Raw genomic sequence first — 17,382 nt, 5'->3', positions numbered from 1 at the left:
CTGCGGGCGCTGCGGAACGGATCAGAGCAGGCCGAGCGCGCGCACCGCGTCGCGCTCCTCCGCCAGCTCCTGCACCGAGGCGTCGATCCGGGTGCGGGAGAACTCGTTGATCTCCAGTCCCTGGACGATCTCGTAGCGGCCGTCCTTCGTGGTCACCGGGAAGGAGGAGATCAGGCCCTCCGGCACGCCGTACGAGCCGTCCGACGGGATGCCCATGGAGGTCCAGTCGCCGTCGGCGGTGCCGTTGACCCAGGTGTGGACGTGGTCGATCGCGGCGTTCGCGGCGGAGGCGGCGGAGGACGCGCCCCGCGCCTCGATGATCGCCGCACCGCGCTTGGCGACGGTCGGGATGAAGGTGTCGGCCAGCCACGCCTCGTCGTTCACGGTCTCGGCGGCGTTCTTGCCGGCGATCTCCGCGTGGAAGATGTCCGGGTACTGGGTGGCCGAGTGGTTGCCCCAGATCGTCAGACGCTTGATGTCGGAGACGGCGGCGCCGGTCTTCGCGGCCAGCTGCGAGATGGCGCGGTTGTGGTCGAGGCGGGTCATCGCGGTGAAGCGGTCCGCCGGTACGTCCGGGGCGGCGGCCTGCGCGATCAGCGCGTTGGTGTTGGCCGGGTTGCCCACGACGAGGACCTTGATGTCGTCCGCCGCGTGGTCGTTGATGGCCCGGCCCTGCGGCTTGAAGATGCCGCCGTTGGCCTCCAGCAGGTCACCGCGCTCCATGCCCTTGGTGCGGGGGCGGGCGCCGACGAGGAGGGCGACGTTCGCACCGTCGAAGGCCACGTTCGGGTCGTCGGTGATATCGATGCCGCGCAGCAGCGGGAAGGCGCAGTCGTCCAGCTCCATCGCGGTGCCCTGGGCAGCGCCCAGAGCCGGGGTGATCTCCAGAAGGCGCAGCTTGACCGGCACGTCCGGACCGAGCAGGTGGCCGGAGGCGATACGGAACAGCAGCGCGTAACCGATCTGGCCGGCCGCGCCGGTCACGGTGACGTTGACGGGAGTGCGGGTCATGGCGATCTCCGTAAGACAGCAGGCGTCGGGGGTCCCTGCCCCAGGTCCGGAACGGCCCTTCGCACCAGGTCACACGCCCGCGCGGCGCCGCGTACCCCGGGGACGGAACCTCGGGGCACTCGGTGACACGGACACACGAATCTTGATGTGAAGAGACATCCAGCGGTCAGGCTATCCGACCTTGTCCGCCCGTCGGCCCCGGACCCTTGTGGCGCGGATCACGCCCTGGCGCCCGGTCCCCGCCCGGCCCCGGAACGGCGGCGGGCCAACGGCGGAACAGCGCCCGGACGACGGCCCGGCAACGGCTGGACGACGGCTGGACAGCGGCCGGACGGCGTCGGCCCCGGCGGGAACCGGAGCCCTCCGGCGGCGGCCCCCGGAGGGTCCACCTCACCCTCCGGGCGGGTTCACCCCTTGTCGGTACAGCTCTTCGCGCCCGTGGCCACCACCGTCGTACAGGCCGTCGCCATGGACCCCTCGGGTACGGCCGTCATCGCCGTGTAGGCGTTGCCCTGCGCGTCGACCACGCCGTTCTGGAGACCCTTGCCGTCGGTGCTGATCTCCAGTTTGTCCCCCGCCGTGCCCTCGGTGATCCGGGCCCAGGCCGCCTTGCACGCCTTGCTGTAGCGGACCTCGACCTTGGCGGTGCCGACCGTCGCCGACGACACCGTCGAGGCGAGGTCGCCGCCGCAGCCCATGGCCTCGGGGTTGCCGCCGGTACAGCTGTCGCCGGTGCACTTGGCCGCGTCGTCGGCGTCGTCGTCGCCGTCCGCGTCCAGGTCCGTGTCGTCGACATCGTCGTCCGTGCCGTCCGTGTCGTCATCGACATCGGTGCCGGTACCGGTGTTCGGGTCGTTCGGGTCGTTCACCGCAGAGGGAGCCGCAGGCGCCGAGGCCGACGAGGAGGCGGAGCGGCCCAGGGGCTCGGCTGCGGCCCGGCCCGCCGGCTCGGTCGTGTCGTCACCACCGCCGACCCCGCTGATCAGGACGGCGGCGACGGCCACCGCGACCACACCGGCCGCAGCCGCCAGGATCATGACACCCCTGCGACCGCCACCGGGGCCGGATCGCCCGCCGCGCGCGGGCGCGGCTCTCCGTCTCCCCTGACCCGTTCCGGCCTGACCCATTCCGGCCTGGCCGGATCCAGCGGTGTCGCCGTGCACGGCCGGGCCGCTCCCCTGCGTAGGCCCGGTACGCCCGCCCCCGGCACCCGCCCCGGTGCCGCGAGCGGATTCGAGCTTCTCCAGCGCGGCCCGCGCCTGGGATATGCGTATCTGCTCCATCGTGCGGTCGTGCCGGGCCTCGGCCCGGCTCCACGCCCGCTCGGCCAGCTCCCACAGGGTGGTGAGATGGACCGGGTTCGCGCCGGTGACCTCGGCGAGTGCGACGACCGCGCCCTTCGGTGCCAGGATCCGCCCGTTGAGATACCGCTCCCAGGACGTCTTGCTGTAACCGGTGCGGTCCGAGACCGCCGCGACGCTCAGCCCGCTGCCGTCGACGAGCCGCCGCAGCCGCTCGGCGAACTCCCGGACTTCCGGGTCCAAATCCTCCGGAAGCGCCTTCCAACGAGCCATGGTGGTTCTACCCCCCTCTGTCCCCCGACCGTAGGTGCGTGCCGCGCACCGCGACCGTGCGCCCAGGCCGTCCCCCGGCGGCCCCGGTGGGATCAACCGATGAGATGCGCAAGGTCAGGATGTCAGTTCCCGACGGCAATGTGCACGGAAGCGAGTGGAACGCGCTGTGGCCCTGATCCGTCAGGGCGCGACCGCCGCCCCAGTCTCCCACCTGCGGCGCACCGTTGACCACTACGGCCGGACCCCTTCGGAACGGGAAGTTCCGCCACGGTGGGCGCCGGCGGCCGCGCGGGACGGGGCGACGGCGTCCACCCCCGTACCCGACAGCGCCCGCCCCTCCCCCGGGGGAAGGACGGGCGTCGTGGCGGCCCACATCGGGTGAACGGATCGGGTGAACGGATCGGGGCCCGGGGGCCGGACCCTCCGTGCGGCCGGTGCGTCCGCGCCGGTGGCCGGTGTGTCAGCGGCCGACCAGGTAGCGGACCATCTCCTCCAGGAACGGCAGTTCCAGCCAGGGTTTCGGCTGCGCCACCAGCGCGAGCAGCGTGATCGCGACGCCCATCAGGCCGTACGTGATCATGTCGGTGAAGCGCGACCGCACGGCGAGCATGCCCACGGACGGGAGCACCCGGCGCAGCACCGCGCCCACGATCAGGGCCAGACCGATCAGGATCGTGCCGACGCGGAACGCCTCGGTGAAGAGGTCCAGGCCGACGATCAGCAGCCCGACGCCGGTGAGGCCGACCACGGTGAGCAGGGGCCACTGACGGGCCGGGGCGGGGGCATCGCCGGGAGCGGCCCGGCCACCGCCCTCGGGCCGGGCGGTGTCCGTGGTGACGGTCGGCGGCCGACGGGAGGTCGAACGGGCGGCCGGCTGCCCGCCGTCGCCCTCGCCCTCTCCCTCACCCGCGCTCGCGCCCTCGTCCTCGCTGTTCCCGTGTCCCTCGTTCTCGTCCACGCCACCGCCCTGAGCGGGATCTCGGTCGGGACCCCGATCGGGACCCTGGCCGGTGCTCTCGTCCGCGTCCCGGGCCTCGGCCGAGGACGCGCCGGACTCCGGCAGGGAACCGGAACCGGAACCAGGACCAGAACCGGAACCAGAACCGGAACCGGGCTCGGCGCCTTCCGCCGTCGCCCGCTCCTCACGCACCTCGCGGTCGTCGTTCATCCGTACGCCCATCAGGGCCCTCTTCCCGCCCGCCGCTCGCCGTCAGTGGGCCCCGGCGGCCGCGCGCTCCGCCGCCTCGACCACGTTGACCAGGAGCTGCGCGCGCGTCATCGGCCCGACACCGCCGGGGTTCGGCGCCACCCAGCCGGCCACCTCGGCGACCCCGGGGTGCACATCCCCGACGATCTTGCCGTTCTCGTCCCGGCTGACACCGACGTCCAGCACCGCCGCGCCCGGCTTCACGTCCTCGGGCTTGATCAGGTGCGGTACGCCGGCCGCCGCGATGATGATGTCCGCCTGGCGCAGATGCGACGAGAGGTCACGGGTGCCCGTGTGGCACTGGGTCACGGTCGCATTCTCCGACCTGCGGGTCAGCACCAGCGGCATGGGCCGGCCGATGGTGATCCCGCGCCCGACCACGACCACGTGCGCGCCCTTGATCTCCACATCGTGGTGGCGGAGCAGCTGCACGATGCCGTACGGGGTGCAGGGCAGCGGGCCCTCGATGCCGAGCACCAGCCGGCCGAGGCTCACCGGGTGCAGCCCGTCCGCGTCCTTCGCCGGGTCCATCAGCTCCAGCACCCGGTGGGTGTCGATGCCGTCGGGCAGCGGCAGCTGCACGATGTAGCCGGTGCACTCCGGGTTCTCGTTCAGCTCGCGGACGACCGCCTCGATCTCCTCCTGGGTGGCGGTCGCGGGCAGCTCGCGCTGGATCGACGCGATGCCGACCTGGGCGCAGTCGCGGTGCTTGCCGTTCACGTACCAGCGGCTGCCCGGGTCGTCGCCGACGAGCAGGGTGCCGAGACCGGGGGTCACCCCCTTCGCCTGGAGGGCCGCCACGCGGGCGGTCAGATCGGATTTGATCGCGGCTGCGGTGGCCTTGCCATCGAGAATCTGGGCGGTCATGGCTCCATCCTGGCGGATGGACCCGCCCCGGTTCCAATCCCGTTCCCATCCCGTTCCCATCCCGCCCGGCCGCCGAACCGCCCCCGGCCGCCCCCGCCCGCTCCCGCGCACCCGCTCGGGACCGGCCGCCGCCCCGCCCCGGCGCCGCTGCCCAAAACCCCGTGTTGCGCTTGCACAACATCCTCTGTTCCGTCCCGCAACCGGCTGGACAAAATGTTGATCAAAAATCCACGATGGCGAGGAGGAGCTGCGGAAACAGCGGTCGGCCCGGTCGGATCCGCCGTTGTCGCCGCGCTGCTCAGCCGCTCCGCCGGTCCGCACGGCACCGGTCTGCGTCCGGTACCGCTCAGCACTTCCCGTATCCACCCGGGAACTGTTCCGTTTTCCCGCGGGCAGAACCCATAACGCGACCGACAGAGGTTTTCCCGTCATGAGCTTCGGCGATCCGAACAACCCTTACGGCCATAAGTCGGAAGGCACACCAGGACCGGTCCCCGGCCAGGCGCCCGGACCGAATCCCGCGCCCTATCCCGGACAGCAGAACATGCCGGGACAGCCTGGACAGCCTGGGCAATCGGGACAGCAGCCGGGATTCGGCTTTCCGCAGGCGCCCCCGCTCCAGGCGTACGGACCGGGCGGTTACGGCGGACCCGACGGCTACGGGGGCTACGGCGGCCCCGGCCCGCTCACCATGCCGAGCACCGTGCGGGCCGCACAGGTGCTGACCTGGGTCGTCGTCGCCCTTCAGCTGCTCGGCGCGGCCATGATGTTCGGTCTCGGCGCCCTCGTGGCCGACGACGAGAAGAACGGCGGGACGAGCAGCGACGGGACGAGCGACACCGAAACGGTCAGCATCGCCGAAGAACTGGGTTTCGGCGCGGAAGTCTTCTACGCCTTCGGTGTCTTCGCCCTGGTGTGGCTCGTGTTCGCCGCGTTCCTCGGCACCCGTTTCTCCGCCGGCCGCAATGGCATGCGCGTCACGATCATGATCTTCGGCATCGTGACCGCCGTGCTCGCGCTCTACCCGTTCACGATCCTCGGTCTGCTGCATCTGGTCCCTGCCGTTCTGATCGCGGTGTTCACCGGGAATTCGGCGGGCTCCGCCTGGTTCAACCGGCCCCGCGCCTGACCGAAACGCGTGACCGGAACGCTTGACCGGAACTCCGGGCCCAAACGCCGGGCCCGGTCACGGAACCCGGGAAAGGCCACGACCGTCCCACCCGTTGCGGACAGTGGTCGTGGCCGGCCACGGACTCCCCGGTCAACGCGGTGTCACAAGCCACGTTGTGCAGACGTTTATCGGCGGTTCCTACCCTGGCGGCACATCCCATCGGACGGGGGCTTCAGGGGAGGGGTCAGCCGTGCAGCGCAGCGTCGTGATGGCCGCACCGGCAGGCCGCCGGGATCACGATCCCGTGGCGGTCCGCCGAGGAACGACCGGTGTATGTGTACAGGCATCAGTATCAGTACAGGTACAGGCACCAGTACAGGTACAGGCACCAGTACGAGTACGAGTACGAGTACGGGCACCAGAACCGGCATCCGCACCGGCACCGGCGCCCGTACGGTGAGCCTCCACTTCGACTCCCTGGCGCTGCCGGTGCGCCCCGGCTACCGCGTGGGCCCCTGGCAGGTCGGCGCACCCATCGCCACCAGCGCGTTCGCCACGGTGTACGCCGCCGAGCGGCCCTCGGGGACCACCTCGACCACCTCCGGCACCGCTGTCGCCCCCGTCGCCGCCGCGCTGAAGTTCCTTCCGCCCGGCACCCGCACCGAGCGGCAGCTCCAGCATCTGCGGCGGATCACGGAGCGCCAGCCGGAGCTGCTGCGCGGCGTCCCGGCGCCCCGGCTGGTCCGGACGCACGAGATCCGCACCATCGACGATCCCTCCGAACCCCTGCTCCACGGCGCCACCGTGCTCGTCATGGAACGGGCCGAGAGTTCGCTCGGCGAACTGCTGCGGCACGGGCCGTGCCCCGTCACCGGCCCCGGGCTGCTCGCCCAGATCTGCGACGGGCTGCGCCAGCTCCACCGCGCCGGCTGGGTCCACGGCGGTCTCACCCCGGGCAACGTGCTGCTGCTGCCCGACCGGACCGTACGCCTCGGGGACTTCCATCTGGCCACCGAGCCCGGGCGCACCGGCCGCGGCCGCGCGCCCACCGTCCTCGGCTACGCCCCCGCGCTCCGGACCACCGACTGCACCGCCCCCGAACTCCTCTGGTCCGCGGACGGCGAGCGCGAACAGCCCGTCGGGCCCGCCGTCGACCTCTGGGCGTTCGGCGTCCTCGCCCATCTGGTGCTCACCGGTTCCCACCCCCTGCCGGGGGCCACCCCGGGCACCCGCCGCGACGCCGCCGTGCGGTACGCGCGGGGGGAGGAGGAGCTGCGGCTGTCGGCCGGGCTGCCCGACGCGTGGCGGGACATCGTGCGGGACTGTCTGGCCCGTACCCCGGAGGAACGCGGCCGGATCGACACCGCCGGCCTGCTGCGCCGGGTCGAGGCGGCGGCGGGCACCCGGCCCTCGCCGCGGCTGCCCTCACCACGGCTGCCCCGCAGACGGCTCGCCCGGCGCGGCCGGCTCGGCCCCCTGGTCGGCTCCGCCCTCCTCTGGGGACTCGCGACCGGCGTCGTGGTGGCGGGCGTGGTGGGAGGACTGCTGGTGCGGGAGGCCCCGATGGCGGAGGCCGCCGGCTACGACCGCTGCACCGTCGGAGACATCTGCTTCTTCAGCGAGGAGAACGGCCAGGGGGAGATGTGCGCGTGGTACGACGACGAACGCGACTGGCACCCCGGCTTCAACACCTGTGAGTGGGGCCGGAGCACCGCCCCCAAGTCGGTGCTGAACAACGGGTACGAGGGCGAGCTGCCCCATGCCCGGTTCTACGGGCACACCGACTTCCAGGAGCCGGTGGGGTGCCTCCAGCCCCTGGAGCGACGGAATCTGGACGGAAGGGTGCTGATCCGCTCGGTGCGGTGGCTGCCGAACTGCTGATCCACCGCGGGCACCCCCGCTCGCGGCGGACGGGGGGTGCGGCACGGCCGGAGACCGTGCCGCACCCCCCGTACCCAGGCATCCCGGGTATCCCGGGTATCCCGCGTGTCAGTGGAAGAAGTGGCGCGTACCCGTGAAGTACATGGTCACACCGGCCTTCTTCGCGGCCTCCACCACCTGCTCGTCCCGGACCGAACCGCCGGGCTGGATCACGGCCCGGACCCCGGCGGCCAGCAGGATCTCCAGCCCGTCCGGGAACGGGAAGAACGCGTCCGACGCCGCGTACGAGCCGCGCGCCCGCTCCTCGCCCGCCCGCTCCACGGCCAGCTTGGCCGAGTCCACGCGGTTGACCTGGCCCATGCCGACGCCGACCGAGGCACCGCCCTTGGCCAGCAGGATCGCGTTGGACTTGACCGCACGGCACGCGCGCCAGGCGAACGCCAGCTCGGCGAGGCCGGCCTCGTCCAGCGGCTCACCGGCCGCCAGCGTCCAGTTCGCCGGGTCGTCGCCGGCGGCCTGGAGCCGGTCGGTGACCTGCACCAGCGCGCCGCCGTCGATCGGCCGGGTCTCGACGGTCGCGGCGGGCGCGCCCTCGCAGCGCAGCACCCGGATGTTCTTCTTGCGGGCGAGCACCTCGACCGCGCCGTCCTCGTACCCCGGGGCGATGATCACCTCGGTGAAGATCTCCGCGACCTGCTCGGCCATCGCCACGGAGACCGGGCGGTTGACCGCGATCACCCCGCCGAACGCGGACAGCGGGTCGCAGGCGTGCGCCCTGCGGTGCGCCTCGGCCACGTCGGCGCCGGTCGCGATGCCGCAGGGGTTGGCGTGCTTGATGATCGCGACACAGGGCTCGGCGTGGTCGTACGCGGCGCGGCGGGCGGCCTCGGTGTCCGTGTAGTTGTTGTACGACATCTCCTTGCCGTGCAGCTGCTCCGCCTCGGCCAGGCCACCGCTGCCGTCCAGGTACAGCGCGGCGCCCTGGTGCGGGTTCTCGCCGTACCGCAGCACCTGGGAGCGCTGGTAGGTGACGCCGGTGAAGTCCGGGAAACCGGAGCCGGACGCGGACTCGTCGGGCGCGTAGGAGCCGGCGAACCAGGAGGCCACCGTCACGTCGTACGCGGCGGTGTGCTGAAACGCTTCAGCAGCGAGCCGCTTGCGGGCGGTCAGATCGAATCCGCCCCCGGCGACGGCCGTGAGCACGTCCCCGTACCGCGCGGGGCTGGTGACCACCGCGACCGACGGGTGGTTCTTGGCGGCGGCGCGGACCATCGAGGGGCCGCCGATGTCGATCTGCTCGACGCACTCGTCGGGAGTGGCGCCGGACGCGACGGTCTCCCGGAACGGGTAGAGGTTGACGACCACCAGGTCGAAGGGCTCGACGCCGAGTTCGGCGAGCTGCTCCCGGTGGGAGTCGAGCCGCAGGTCGGCGAGGATCCCGGCGTGCACGCGCGGGTGCAGCGTCTTGACCCGGCCGTCCAGGCACTCGGGGAAGCCGGTCAGCTCCTCCACCTTGGTGACCGGGACACCGGCGGCGGCGATCCGGCCGGCGGTCGAGCCGGTGGAGACCAGCTCCACGCCCGCCTCGTGCAGCCCGCGCGCCAGCTCCTCCAGGCCCGTCTTGTCGTACACACTGATCAGCGCTCGCCGAACGGCCCGGCGGCCCGCCTCGGGCGTCACAGCGGACTCATGAGCGTCAACAGTCACGGGAAAATTACCTTTCGTCCCTCAATGCGGTGGTCGTTGCGCGCCAGGCGCCCCACGACCTCGACGAGCAGCAGACGCTCGACTTCCTTGATCCGCTCATGGAGAGCGGCTTCGTCGTCCCCGTCCCGGACCTCGACCGCGCGCTGCGCGATGACCGGTCCGGTGTCGACGCCTTCGTCGACGAAGTGGACGGTGCACCCGGTGACCTTCACCCCGTACGCGAGCGCGTCACGCACTCCGTGCGCGCCGGGGAAGCTGGGCAGCAGGGCGGGGTGGGTGTTGATGTACCGGCCCCCGAAACGGGCCAGGAACTCCTTGCCCACGATCTTCATAAAACCGGCCGAGACCACCAGATCCGGCCGGTACGCGGCCGTCGCCTCGGCGAGCGCGCCGTCCCAGGCGTCACGGGAGTCGTGGTCCTTCACCCGGCAGACAAACGTCGGCAGTCCGGCGCGCTCGGCGCGCTCCAGGCCGGCGATGCCCGAGCGGTCGGCCCCGACGGCGACGATCTCGGCCCCGAGGCCCTCGGGATCGGCGACGCTCGCGTCGAGAAGTGCCTGGAGGTTGCTGCCGGAGCCGGAGACCAGGACGACCAGGCGGAGGGGGCGGGCGGAAGGGGGCGGGGAGGCCACTGCGGGTCTCTTTTCTCGCATCTCGGATCGCGCACGCGGCGCGCGCGGATCGCTGGTCTGTCGCGGGGCGGTCTGTCGCGGGCGCGTCCGTGTCCTCCCGCCGCCGGGCCCTGCGCAGGTCCGGTGCGGATACGGAGCGTGCGAATTTGTATGGTCGTACGAATGACTCGTCCTCCCCGGTACGGGGAACTCTACGAAGACGCCGACCGTCAGCAACGATACCGGCACACGGGAAGGCCCCCACGGGACGGGGGCACGCACGGGAGGTAGCGTCAGGGGGCACCACCCGTCCCTGGACACCACCCGTCCCCGGGCCGGGCACCACGACACAAGACCCGAGCGCGACAGGGTCTGAGGGGAAGACGTTCACCACATGCCGGACCGACGCCGCCGTACCGACCTCCTGTTGCCGCGGGAGCGCCAGTCCAACGACGACAGCGACAACCCGTTCGCGGCGCCGCCCGAGGGCAGGCAGGCGCAGCCGTGGCGGCCGCGCTGGCCCGCGCGGAACGACCAGTCCGGATCGTCGGACTCCTCGGGTTCTTCTGATTCCTCCGGGTCCTCCGGGTCCGATGAGGGCGGCTCCCGCGACCAGGGCGAGCGGGGCGGCTGGGGCAGCCAGTGGAGCAGCCGGCAGCCGGGGCGCTCGTCCGGCGGCGGCTTCGGCGGCCGGCCGGGCGGTCAGCAGGGTTCGGGCGGCGGCGGCACCCCGCCCGGCCTGCGCTGGGACCCGACGGACCCGGCCCAGCGCCGGGCCCGGTACGCGCTGCTCTCGGGCGCGTGGGCCTTCTTCTTCACGCTCTTCGACTTCATGGAGATCGCGCTGCTGCTGGGCGCGCTGGCGCTCTACTGGGGCATCAGCTCGCTGCGGGCGAAGGGCAAGCGGCCGGGCGCCGACGCGATCTCCGCGCCCGCCGGGGCGAACGGCGGCGCGGGCGCGGCGGGGTCGCCGCAGGCCGCGAGCCGCTCGCAGCGGACGGCCGCGGTGACCGGTCTGGTGATGGGCGGCCTGGCGCTGATGGTCGTGGCGGTGGCGTTCGCCGCGCAGCTGGTCTACCGGGACTTCTACACGTGCGAGCGGGACGCCCTGACGAAGGACGGGCAGATCGCGTGCAACGAGAAGCTGCCCGAGCCGCTGCGGGAGCTGTTCGGCGTCAGCACGTGACAGGCGTCAGCACGTAACAGGCGTCAGCATCAGGCATCAGCACCGGGAAGCTTCGACGGTGACGGTGGTGTCAGCCTCCGTCACGTCGGTCACCCCCGGGTCCGGATTCTTCGGGCCCGGGGGTTTTCGCTGTTCCGGGCGGGGTGGACGAGGTGGACGCGGCGGAGTCAGCAGGGGCGCTTGGGGCTGCGGGGTGGTCCGCGCCGCCCCAAGAGCCGGGCGCCTCGGGCCAGGGGCTGGCGGGCGCGGCCCAGGGGGGCGCGGGGGCCTGCGCGGGCCCGGACCGGCGTTCCGACTCCGGCTCACACTCTGATTCCGTTTCTTGCTCCGCTACTGACTCTGCGGCCACCAAATTCTCTTCTGACGTGCTCTTTTGATCCTTGTCCGGGCGGATTTGCTGCTGCTCAGAATCTTCCGTTCCGACGTCCCCGGTGGGCGCGGGCCGCACCGTGGCGGTGGCCGTGGCCGTGACCGGCGGACGCTCCGGCAGGAAGTCGTACGAGCGGGAGGCCGCAGAGCCCCGGGGGGCCTTCGGTTCCGGTGCCCCGGAGGAGGCGGAAGGGGCCGAGGAGAGGGCCGATGGGGCCGAGGGAGCGGCAGCGGTCGCCGCTCGCGCCTTCGCCTTCCTCCCGCCTCTCCACGCCTTCCCCCGTACCCCCAGGCTCCGCAGCACCCCGGCGACCCCCATCCCCATGCCCGTCCCGGCCCCCGCGAGCCGCGCCAGCAGGACCCGCCAGATCCGTACCGTCACCGCCACCGGCACGGCGACGGCCGTGATCCAGCAGAACGCCGCCGGACCCGTCAGCCACCACAAGGGACCGAAATCGACCAGCCGTTCCGTGCCGAGCGGCCCGCCGGCGGCGGCCGAGAGCACCGCCGTCACCACCCCGCAGGCCACCGCCGCCAGCAACGCCGTCGCCGCTGTGTCCCGGATGCTCCACGCCACCTCACGGTCCTGGAACCGGGGCGCCGCCCGCGCCACGACGAAGGCCGCGACCACCAGCGCGGCCATGAGCGGAAGGGCGAGGCAGACCCCGTGCCACACCGTGCCGGGCCCCGCCGCCGGCACGGCCGCGACCAGCGGGAACGGCGGGAGGGCAGGGTCGCCCGTCAGCCCCAGGGGCGTGGCCGTGGCCTCCGTGCCGAGTGCGAATCCGGGCCCCAGGGCGTACGCGGCACCCCACACCGACGCGTTCGGCACCAGCGCCGCGGCGAGCAGCAGCACCGCGAGCCGGCCCGACCAGACGGTCGACAGCTGGAGGAACATGTCCTGTACGGCGGCGGAGTGCCACACCAGCCCGGCGGCGACGAGCAGCGCCCCGCCCCCGGCCAGGACCAGCGTGCCCGCGAGGGCGGCGCGCAGCGCGACCGCGACCCGGGTCCGTGCGAGCCGTACCCGCAGCGGTTCGGGGAGCCAGCCCGGCAGGGGCCCCCAGGGGCGGCCCCGGGCGGTCCACACCCCGGCCAGCGCGGCGGCGAGGGTCACCAGCGGCAGATGTCCCAGGGCGCTCAGCACGTCCGGCGCCGGTGAGCCGCCGGCGGCGTAACCCGCGATCACGGCGGCCACCAGCAGATATCCCAGGGTCACCGCGCAGACCGCGCCCTGCGGCGACGGCCGGGGGCGCCGCCCGTGGGTATCGGGGTTGAGCCCGTCCCGCGCCGCCCGGTGGATCAGTGAGACCGGCAGGGCCACCAGCAGCAGCGGTACGACGCCGACCGGCGCGGGCCCGCCGGAGAGGGTGTCCACGCGCACCAGTTCGACGCCGTGGGACAGCAGCCAGAGCGCGGCGGCCGCGTGCAGCGCTCCCCCGGGGCCGTCGTCCGGGTAGGGGGCGCCGATCCACACCATCATCACCAGGACGGTGAGGACGCCGAGGCCGAGCCCCGCGGCCGTGGCCCCGCGTACGACGCAGGCGATCAGCGCGGGTCTCCGGCTGCCCTGGACGGGTACGGAGGTCCGCGGAAAGGGAGGACTCGGCTCCGACGCGCCTGCCGCCCGCCTTGTCCCTGCCGTCCCCTTCCCCTCTTTGGTCTCTGCTGCCTTCGCTGCCTTCGCTTCCTCTGTTGCCTCTGCTGCCTCTGCTGCCTTTTCTGTCTCTGGCGCCTCTGTTGTCTCTGCGGTATCCGCTGTTCCTTTTGCCTTTGCTGTCCCTGCCGCCTCGGTCGCCCCGGTCGTCTCGGTCACGCGGCCATGCTGCCAACGACACGCGCTCTCTCCGTGTAACGGGCGAATACCCGCTGTGTCGCTCAAAATACGCTTATGTACTTTGACGTCGAGCGCAGCGCTTCCGGGAGTCCCTCATGACCCAGAGCCCGGCCCACTCCGCCTCGGAATCGCCGCTGCCGTCGCCCAAGGAACGGCGCAGGCTGCGGGAGGCGAAGTCGATGAGCGAGCTGGAGGTCGCGACGGCGCTCGGGGTCACCAGGGCCACCGTCCGCGCCTGGGAGTCCGGGCGGAGCGATCCCCGGGGACGGCGCCGGATCGCGTACGCGAGGCTGCTGACCGCGCCCGCATCCGTACCCGGTCCCGTACTCGATCCCGCGGCCGAATCCGTTCCTGCTGACGAGCCCGTGGCCGCGGCCGAGCCCGTGTCGGAGCCTTTGCCGGAGCACCTGCCGGAACCCTTGCCGGAATCCCTGGCGGCCGCCGCGCCGCCCTCGGCCGCGCCTCGGGCGGCCAGGGCCCACCGGGGGCCGGTCGACTCGCGCCCTCCGCGCGGCTCCCGCATCGGCTTGGCGGGGCGGACGACGGCCACCCCGGTACCCGTCATCGCCGCCGCCGCGCCGACCGGAGGCGAGCCAGCCGGCGGCGAGGCGACCGAGCCCGTCCACGCGGAACCGGACACCATCGCTCCCGTACGGGCCGCAACGGACGGGGCCGACTCCGTGCTGAACCGCGCGGACGCCCCCGGGCCACCCCCGGGGCTGTCTCCGGGGCTGCCCCCGGAGCCGCTGCCCGCCGTCGCTCCCCCGCCCGCCGGACCGGTCGGATCCGCCCCACCCCTCTCACCGACCTCACCGGCCGCACAGGCCTCACCGACGCCACCGGGACCGCCGGGGCCGCCGGGGGACGCCCCCACCCTGGACGCGCTCACCCCGGAGGAGGCGTTCGACGCCCTCTACGACCACACCGCCGTGTCCCTCGTCCGCCAGGCGTACCTGCTCACCGGACGGCACCGGCTCTCCCACGAGTGCGTGGAACGCGCCTTCCGCCTCTCCTGGCAGCACTGGCCGGAAGTCGCCCGCGACCGGGATCCGGTGGGCTGGGTCCGGGCCGCCGCGTACGAGTTCGCGATGTCCCCCTGGCAGCGGCTGCGGCCCGCGCACCGGCACCCCGACACCCCGTCGCTGGAGGGCGGCCCGAGCGCCCTGCTGGACGCACTGCTCTCACTGCCGCCCGCGTACCGCCGCACCCTGCTGCTCTACGACGGTCTGGGCCTCGACCTCCCCGAGACCGCCGCCGAGACGGAAGCGAGCACTCCGGCGGCCGCCAACCGGGTGCTGCACGCCCGGGAGGCGGTCGCCGAACAAGTGCCCGGCCTCACCTCGCCCGAGATCCTGCACCGGCTCCTCGCCGAGCTGGCCGATGCCTTCCCCGCGCCGGAGCCGGCCCCCGCGCCCTCGGTGCGGGAGGGCAGCGAACGCCATGTCTGGCTCTGGACCCGTACCGCGCTCACCGTCACGGCGCTGATCGTCGGCGCGACCGGGTTCACCCTGCTGACCTCGCCCCACCAGTACGAACCGGGGGTCCCGGCGGGCCGGCCGGTCCAGGGCATCCCGGCGCACGCCGGGTCCGAACGGCTCGGTCCGGAGGGCGAACAGCTGCGGGCACGGCTCCGTGCCGAGATGGCCGGCGGCCCGGAACGACTGGCTCCCGAACCCCGCTGACACCGCGCCCACACCCACGCCCGCGCCTGCCTCGGACCCGGACCCGGACCCGGCCCCCGCCCCGTCACCTGCCCCGGATACGCGGACGGGCCCGCGCCCCCTGCGGGGTGCGGGCCCGTCGACCGTGCTCGGGTCGCGTCAGCCTTCGAGGATGGCGCGCGCCAGCTTGGCGGTCTCGGTCGGGGTCTTCCCGACCTTGACGCCGGCGGCCTCCAGGGCCTCCTTCTTCGCCTGCGCCGTGCCGGAGGAACCCGACACGATGGCACCGGCGTGGCCCATCGTCTTGCCCTCGGGGGCGGTGAAGCCCGCGACGTAGCCGACGACCGGCTTGGTGACATTGGCCTTGATGAAGTCGGCCGCACGCTCCTCGGCGTCGCCGCCGATCTCACCGATCATCACGATCAGCTCGGTCTCCGGGTCGGCCTCGAAGGCCGCCAGGGCGTCGATGTGCGTGGTGCCGACGACGGGGTCACCACCGATGCCGACGCAGGACGTGAAGCCGATGTCCCGCAGCTCGTACATCATCTGGTAGGTCAGCGTGCCCGACTTGGACACCAGACCGATCTTGCCGGGCTTGGTGATGTCGCCCGGGATGATGCCGGCGTTGGACTGGCCCGGGGTGATCAGACCGGGGCAGTTCGGGCCGATGATGCGGGTCTTGTTGCCCTTGCTGGTCGCGTACGCCCAGAAGGCGGCGGAGTCGTGCACCGCGATGCCCTCGGTGATGACGACGGCCAGCGGGATCTCGGCGTCGATGGCCTCGACGACGGCGGCCTTGGCGAAGGCCGGCGGCACGAAGAGGACGGACACATCGGCGCCGGTCTTCTCCATCGCCTCGGCGACCGTGCCGAAGACGGGTACCTCGGTGCCGTCGAAGTCGACGGTGGTACCGGCCTTGCGCGGGTTCACGCCACCGACGATGTTGGTGCCGTCCGCCAGCATGAGCTTGGTGTGCTTCATGCCCGTGGCACCGGTCATGCCCTGGACAATGACCTTGCTGTCCTTGGTCAGGAAGATAGCCATGGTGGTGTGAATCCCTTACTTCGCCGCGAGCTCGGCGGCCTTGTCGGCCGCGCCGTCCATGGTGTCCACGCGCTGCACCAGCGGGTGGTTGGCGTCGGAAAGGATCTTGCGACCCAGCTCCGCGTTGTTGCCGTCGAGGCGCACGACCAGCGGCTTGGTGACTTCCTCGCCCTTGGACTTCAGCAGCTCCAGGGCCTGCACAATGCCGTTGGCGACCTCGTCGCAGGCGGTGATGCCGCCGAAGACGTTGACGAAGACGGACTTGACGTCCGGGTCGCCGAGGATGATCTCCAGGCCGTTCGCCATGACCTCGGCGGAGGCGCCGCCACCGATGTCGAGGAAGTTGGCGGGCTTCACACCACCGTGGTTCTCACCGGCGTACGCGACGACGTCCAGGGTGGACATGACCAGACCGGCGCCGTTGCCGATGATGCCGACCTCGCCGTCCAGCTTGACGTAGTTGAGGTTCTTGGCCTTGGCGGCGGCCTCCAGCGGGTTGGCCGCGGCCTTGTCCTCCAGGGCCTCGTGGCCGGGCTGGCGGAAGTCGGCGTTGGCGTCCAGGGAGACCTTGCCGTCGAGGGCGATGACCCGGCCGTCGGCGACCTTGGCCAGCGGGTTCACCTCGACGAGCAGCGCGTCCTCGGCGATGAACGTCTTCCAGAGGGTCACCAGGATGTCGGCGACCTGGTCGGCGACCTCGGCCGGGAACTTCGCCGCGGCGACGATCTCGGCGGCCTTCGCCGGGGTGACACCCTCGTTGGCGTCGACGGGGATCTTCGCCAGGGCCTCGGGCTTGGTGGCCGCGACCTCCTCGATGTCCATGCCGCCCTCGACGGAGGCCATGGCCAGGAAGGTGCGGTTGGTGCGGTCGAGGAGGTACGAGACGTAGTACTCCTCGGCGATCTCGGGGGCGGTCTCCGCCAGCATCACCTTGTGGACCGTGTGGCCCTTGATGTCCATGCCCAGGATCTGACCGGCCTTCTCGACCGCGTCCTCGGGGCTGGAGGCCAGCTTCACGCCGCCGGCCTTGCCGCGGCCGCCGACCTTCACCTGCGCCTTGACGACCGACCGGCCGCCCAGACGCTCGGTCACCTCGCGCGCCGCCTCAGGCGTGTCGATGACTTCACCGGCCAGCACCGGTACACCGTGCTTGGCGAAGAGGTCCCTCGCCTGGTACTCGAACAGGTCCACGCGCGTCCGTCCCTTTTCTGAGTGATCGCGGTTCGTTGTCTGCGTGGGCGTGCCGCGAAGGGCAACGTGACTGCGATGTCACAAGGGAGGCGCGCACGGTGTCCGGGCACGCGGCATGTCCGTCT

General features: G+C 72.6%; 13 protein-coding genes. 4 read left to right on the top strand and 9 right to left on the bottom strand.

Features of this window, described 5'->3' with window-relative positions; all coding sequences use genetic code 11:
- Window positions 1-21: 21 nt before the first annotated feature.
- The 4 genes from SYYSPA8_RS25590 to SYYSPA8_RS25575 form a co-directional block, all read right to left on the bottom strand.
- The gene (locus tag SYYSPA8_RS25590) at window positions 22-1,011 is read right to left on the bottom strand and encodes a malate dehydrogenase (protein ID WP_323449650.1); all 990 of its coding nucleotides are present in this window, start codon (window positions 1,009-1,011) and stop codon (window positions 22-24) included.
- Window positions 1,012-1,418: 407 nt separating this feature from the next.
- Complete coding sequence (locus SYYSPA8_RS25585) at window positions 1,419-2,585, bottom strand: helix-turn-helix domain-containing protein (protein WP_323449649.1); 1,167 nt, start codon at window positions 2,583-2,585, stop codon at window positions 1,419-1,421.
- Window positions 2,586-3,045: 460 nt separating this feature from the next.
- Window positions 3,046-3,765, bottom strand: a complete 720-nt coding sequence (locus SYYSPA8_RS25580; protein ID WP_323449648.1) for a DUF3017 domain-containing protein — start codon at window positions 3,763-3,765, stop codon at window positions 3,046-3,048.
- A 30-nt stretch (window positions 3,766-3,795) separates the two neighbouring features.
- On the bottom strand, window positions 3,796-4,659 hold the full coding sequence (locus tag SYYSPA8_RS25575) for a bifunctional methylenetetrahydrofolate dehydrogenase/methenyltetrahydrofolate cyclohydrolase (protein WP_323449647.1): 864 nt from the start codon (window positions 4,657-4,659) through the stop codon (window positions 3,796-3,798).
- 544 nt (window positions 4,660-5,203) lie between these two features.
- Here SYYSPA8_RS25575 and SYYSPA8_RS25570 point away from each other — a divergent pair.
- Window positions 5,204-5,788, top strand: coding sequence for a hypothetical protein (locus SYYSPA8_RS25570; RefSeq protein WP_323449646.1), 585 nt, complete (start codon window positions 5,204-5,206; stop codon window positions 5,786-5,788).
- Window positions 5,789-6,226: 438 nt separating this feature from the next.
- Window positions 6,227-7,651: a protein kinase domain-containing protein gene (locus tag SYYSPA8_RS25565; RefSeq protein WP_323449645.1), complete on the top strand. Its 1,425-nt coding sequence runs from the start codon at window positions 6,227-6,229 to the stop codon at window positions 7,649-7,651.
- Between the two features lie 108 nt (window positions 7,652-7,759).
- Here the strand turns inward: SYYSPA8_RS25565 and purH are convergent, their stop codons facing one another.
- Both purH and purN read right to left on the bottom strand, forming a co-directional pair.
- A complete protein-coding gene (gene purH, locus SYYSPA8_RS25560) occupies window positions 7,760-9,358 on the bottom strand; it encodes a bifunctional phosphoribosylaminoimidazolecarboxamide formyltransferase/IMP cyclohydrolase (RefSeq protein WP_323449644.1) in 1,599 nt (532 codons plus the stop codon).
- A complete protein-coding gene (gene purN, locus SYYSPA8_RS25555) occupies window positions 9,355-10,011 on the bottom strand; it encodes a phosphoribosylglycinamide formyltransferase (RefSeq protein ID WP_407706078.1) in 657 nt (218 codons plus the stop codon). Before purN ends, purH begins: the two co-directional genes overlap by 4 nt.
- A 352-nt stretch (window positions 10,012-10,363) precedes the next feature.
- On the opposite strand from purN, the gene SYYSPA8_RS25550 reads away from it, so the two are divergent.
- The gene (locus SYYSPA8_RS25550) at window positions 10,364-11,155 is read left to right on the top strand and encodes a hypothetical protein (RefSeq protein WP_323449642.1); all 792 of its coding nucleotides are present in this window, start codon (window positions 10,364-10,366) and stop codon (window positions 11,153-11,155) included.
- A 70-nt stretch (window positions 11,156-11,225) separates the two neighbouring features.
- Here SYYSPA8_RS25550 and SYYSPA8_RS25545 read toward each other — a convergent pair whose 3' ends face one another.
- The gene (locus tag SYYSPA8_RS25545; RefSeq protein ID WP_323449641.1) at window positions 11,226-13,007 is read right to left on the bottom strand and encodes a cell division protein PerM; all 1,782 of its coding nucleotides are present in this window, start codon (window positions 13,005-13,007) and stop codon (window positions 11,226-11,228) included.
- Between the two features lie 449 nt (window positions 13,008-13,456).
- Here SYYSPA8_RS25545 and SYYSPA8_RS25540 point away from each other — a divergent pair, with 449 nt between their 5' ends.
- Window positions 13,457-15,043: a sigma factor-like helix-turn-helix DNA-binding protein gene (locus SYYSPA8_RS25540; RefSeq protein WP_323449640.1), complete on the top strand. Its 1,587-nt coding sequence runs from the start codon at window positions 13,457-13,459 to the stop codon at window positions 15,041-15,043.
- A gap of 138 nt (window positions 15,044-15,181) precedes the next feature.
- Here SYYSPA8_RS25540 and sucD read toward each other — a convergent pair whose 3' ends face one another.
- Both sucD and sucC read right to left on the bottom strand, forming a co-directional pair.
- Window positions 15,182-16,066 (bottom strand): succinate--CoA ligase subunit alpha, encoded by an 885-nt coding sequence (gene sucD, locus SYYSPA8_RS25535; RefSeq protein WP_323449639.1) that lies wholly within the window; start codon window positions 16,064-16,066, stop codon window positions 15,182-15,184.
- Window positions 16,067-16,081: 15 nt separating this feature from the next.
- Window positions 16,082-17,257: an ADP-forming succinate--CoA ligase subunit beta gene (sucC, locus tag SYYSPA8_RS25530; RefSeq protein WP_323449638.1), complete on the bottom strand. Its 1,176-nt coding sequence runs from the start codon at window positions 17,255-17,257 to the stop codon at window positions 16,082-16,084.
- Window positions 17,258-17,382 lie beyond the last annotated feature (125 nt).

This window comes from Streptomyces yaizuensis (genome assembly GCF_034961445.1).
GTDB lineage: Bacteria > Actinomycetota > Actinomycetes > Streptomycetales > Streptomycetaceae > Streptomyces > Streptomyces yaizuensis.
The sequence above is the reverse complement of the archived record's forward strand: the minus strand, read 5'-3'. Positions and strand labels throughout refer to the sequence as shown.